Origin of the sequence: Roseomonas sp. TAS13, assembly GCF_001950415.1 — a bacterium.
Taxonomy (GTDB): domain Bacteria; phylum Pseudomonadota; class Alphaproteobacteria; order Acetobacterales; family Acetobacteraceae; genus Roseomonas; species Roseomonas mucosa.
In genome coordinates, this window is the sequence record NZ_BDLP01000408.1 from 1 (window position 1) to 3,595 (window position 3,595).

A 3,595-nucleotide genomic window follows, 5' to 3' on the forward strand; every position below is an offset into this window, starting at 1 on the left:
GGGCCGCGCCGGGCTTGCGCTGCGCATCGGAGGCGATGAAGCCGCGCCGCATCAGCACATACTTGCGGACGGCGAGGCCCACCCCCTGCTGCTGCTCGTAGCGCAGCAGTGGCAGATGGGCGTCGAACAGGTCGTGCGCCGCCTCCCGCGCGCCTTCCTTCTGCAGCCGCACCACATCCGCCAGCATTTCCGGAAAGGCGTAGCCGGTCATGGCCCCGTCCGCGCCGCGCTCCATCTCGAAGTCCAGGAACATCCCGCCATTGCCGGTCAGGATGGAGAGGGGCCGCAGGGAGCCGTCCTCCTGATAGCGCCGCAGGGTGGAGATCTTCTCCAGGCCCGGCCAGTCCTCGTGCTTCAGCATCACGCAGGAGGGATGCTCCTGCACGATCCGGCGGATCACCCCGGGCGTCATCTGCACCGAGAGGGTCAGCGGATAGTCCTGGATCACGAAGGGCACGTCGTCACCGATGGCCTCGATCGCCTGGCGGTAATAGGTGACGATCTGGTCGTCGGTGCGCAGCGACGGCACCGGCGCGATCATCACCCCCGCCGCCCCCTTGTCCATCACCGCGCGGCTGAGGGAGCGCATGGCGGCGAAACCGGGCGCGGACACGCCGACGATGACGGGAAGCCCCGCCATGCCCTTCACGAAGCGCGCGGCGATGTCGAGCGACTCCTCCGGCTCCAGCTTCGGCGCCTCGCCCATGATGCCCAGCACCGTGACGCCCGTGGCGCCGGCGGCGAGGTAGCGCTCCATCAGGGTATCGACCGATGCCACATCGATCCGCCCGTCCGGCTGGAAGGGCGTCGGCGCGATGGGAAACAGGCCGGAGGCGGTGGAATCGAGAGCCATGACGTTATCCTCGGACTATGGGCGGTCGGCTTGCCATCCGCACGGATGACCGGACCCGCAGGATAAGGGGCAGGGGCACCGGCGAGGAAGCCCGCCACGCCGGCCTGTTTCCCGCAAGCCTCCCGCCCCGGGCCGGGGAGGCCGCCGTCACGGAGCGGACCAGGGCGCGCCCGCGCCGCATGAGGTCAGCGGTGGCGGCCCTTACCCCACCTGCGGCAGCCGCCGCCGTTCCGCCCCACCGAGACGGGCCTCCACCAGCGCCAGGTCGTCCGGCTTGTCCACATCCACGGCCGCCGCGCCGAAGGGCATCTCCACCACGGCCACGGGCGTCCCGCAGCGTGCCCCCAGCGCATCCAGTCCGGCCCGCAGCGTCATCCAGCCCAGGGCATAGCGGAGCAGCACGATGGGCCCCAGCATCCGGGCCATGGCCGTCGGCCGCTTCCGCTGCTGTTCCAGCCGCTGCCAGAAGCGCAGCACCCGGATCGCCTCGGGCCGCGCCAGCAGGAACAGGTTGCAGCCACTGAAATCGCCGTCCCGGAAGCGCAGCCAGGTGCGCCGGGTCTCCGGGAACTCCGCCAGGATCGTGTCGCGCCGCGCGAGCGCCGCCACGGCGGATGCCCGGCCCGGGGCCTCCCGCAGCAGGTGCGCCACCATGGCCGGCGTCAGCAGCGCGTGGTCCGCCGTGGTGACCAGCAGCGGGGCGCCGAATTCCTCGAACGCCGCCGCCGCGCTCATGGCGGGGCCCGGCGCGGCGGCCCGCAGACGCGCATGGTGCGGGTGGCGGGTGTTCCAGCAGGGGAACTGGAAGGGCGCGCGGCAGATGCCGGTGATGCCCTGGCCCCAGTGGCCCTGGCCGGAGCGGTGGCGGTTCATCACCAGCGCCGCCAGCGCCTCGATGGCGCGGAGCGGGCGGTCGCCGGCCTCGGAATAGAGGGTCAGGGCGAGGATCGCGGCATCATGCGCGCGGCTGTCGGCGGAAGAACTGTCGGTGGAGGGCATCGCGGCTTTTCCGGGAAGGTTCATGGGGAAGGGCGGTCCGGGAACGAAACGGGTAAATTCCACCCGCATCAGGTTTCGATTTCCTCAAGACCGGGCAGGGAAGGCCGCGATTCGCGGCCGGGCAGCGCGGCATCGAGCTGGTGGCGCAGCGCATGGGCCCGGGCGTGCCAGGCGCGGGCGAGTTCGTGCGCCCGGTCGCAATCCGCCTGCAGCGCCTCCAGGCGCAGGCGCATCTTCTCCAGCTCCTGCTCCTGCCGGGCGATCCAGGCGCTCTGCCGCGCATCGAGCGAGGCCATGACCTGGGCACGCTCCTGCGCCTGGCGCTCCTCGCTGGTCAGGCGCGTGGTCAGCCAGGCGCCGCGCGCGTTCAGCCAGAGGCCGATGGCGGAGATGGCGCCCGAGGCCAGCACGACCCACCAGGGGCTCGACTGGTCGGACATGCTCAGGGCAGCTCCGGCCGCAGGCGCACCAGGGAGACGAGGTTGATCGCCGCCATCACGGCATAGAGGGCCATGGCTGGGGCAGCCGGATCGGCGAGGAGCAGGGCCAGGAACAGGGTGGTCCACCACCAGCTCCCGAGGAAGCTCGCGGCCCGGCGGGCGCGGCGCTGGTCGGCCAGCAGCGAGGCCACCTGGATCAGCCCCAGCACGGCGCCGCTGGCCTGCCAGAAGCGCTCGTCGGCCAAGGGGAGCGGCAGGGAGGTGGCCAGGCGGAAGGTGGGGCGGGCACCGGGCTCCACCGCCGCCAGAAAGGTCCAGAGCGTCCAGACCAGGCAGCCGGCGCCGGCCCAGAACTCGGCCCACCAGGGTTCGCGCCGCAGCAGGCGCCCGAGATGGCGGAAGAGGGGCTCAACCGGCATGGCGGTTCTGGCGGCGAGGTGCAGGACGCGTGCGGGCCGGGCCGCGCGGCGGGCACGCGGCGTCTGTCCATGATCGGGCCATGGGGGTCCTTTCGGGCTGGAGAGGGCACGCGGGCGAGGCCGACCACCTAGGGGGGGCCGGTCCAGGGTCGCGCCGGGGGAAGTAAGGGGCGGAAGTGCGGTGCGAGCCGCCGGAACGTGCGGTCGCGGACACCCCGGAGCAGGTGAGGCGCGCGAGACGCAAGAATGGCGTTGATGCGGCGAGGTTAAAAAGAAATTATTCCTATCGTCAAGCGGAATTTCCGTGCCAGCCACGCCCACGCGGCACGGCGGCCTGGCCCGGCATCCGCACCGGCTCGGCCAGCAGGCAGCCGGCCACGGCATCCAGCGCATCGTCGCGCTGGTTCGCCAGCTCGGGCCTCCAGCCCGCCATCTCCGCCGGGAAGCCGGTGCGGAAGACGCTGTCATGCGCGTGCAGCCGGCGGGCGGCCAGGGCCGGGTCCAGGGCACCCAGGATGCGTTCCCGCTTGGGGCGGGAATTCGACTGCTCCACCACCGTGCAGGCGGCGCCGGCACGCGCCATCTCCCGCCGCAGCAGGGCGGGCAGGAAGCGGCCGATGCCGTTGGTCTCCACCCGCACCACGGGCAGCAGGAGATCCCGCGCCAGGGCGGCGACGCGGGCGCATTGCTGCGTGGCGGGATCGGGCTGCGCGCCGGGCTCGTGCGTCAGATAGGCCAGGCGGTGCAGGTACTGGTTGCCCTCCGCATCGGCGTAGAGCGCGGCGAGCACGCTGGCATCGCCGCTGCCGGGGCGGCCATAGGCGGGGTCCCAGTAGCCGCCGCCGGAGACGAGGCGGCGGCCGAGCAGCGACAGGACGGGGCGC

4 protein-coding genes and 1 pseudogene are annotated in these 3,595 nt (G+C 72.6%); all 5 read right to left on the reverse strand.

Annotated elements, in window-relative coordinates; genetic code table 11:
• A partial coding sequence (locus ROTAS13_RS21090) for a dihydrodipicolinate synthase family protein (protein ID WP_075823312.1) occupies nt 1–853 on the reverse strand: 853 nt, incomplete at its 3' end.
• Nucleotides 854–1,054: 201 nt separating this feature from the next.
• Complete coding sequence (locus ROTAS13_RS28255) at nt 1,055–1,852, reverse strand: hypothetical protein (protein WP_253187729.1); 798 nt, start codon at nt 1,850–1,852, stop codon at nt 1,055–1,057.
• A gap of 68 nt (nt 1,853–1,920) precedes the next feature.
• On the reverse strand, nt 1,921–2,292 hold the full coding sequence (locus ROTAS13_RS21100; protein ID WP_058389910.1) for a hypothetical protein: 372 nt from the start codon (nt 2,290–2,292) through the stop codon (nt 1,921–1,923).
• A gap of 2 nt (nt 2,293–2,294) precedes the next feature.
• A complete protein-coding gene (locus ROTAS13_RS26565; RefSeq protein WP_075823313.1) occupies nt 2,295–2,711 on the reverse strand; it encodes a hypothetical protein in 417 nt (138 codons plus the stop codon).
• Nucleotides 2,712–3,000: 289 nt separating this feature from the next.
• Nucleotides 3,001–3,595 (reverse strand): annotated as a pseudogene (locus ROTAS13_RS21110) (hypothetical protein); the annotation flags it as partial.

Coding starts and splice junctions, on each gene's coding strand:
- ROTAS13_RS21100 (WP_058389910.1), bottom strand. CDS start 2,292: ATGTCCGACCAGTCGAGCCCCTGGTGGGTCGTGCTGGCCTCGGGCGCC.
- ROTAS13_RS26565 (WP_075823313.1), bottom strand. CDS start 2,711: ATGCCGGTTGAGCCCCTCTTCCGCCATCTCGGGCGCCTGCTGCGGCGC.
- ROTAS13_RS28255 (WP_253187729.1), bottom strand. CDS start 1,852: ATGCCCTCCACCGACAGTTCTTCCGCCGACAGCCGCGCGCATGATGCC.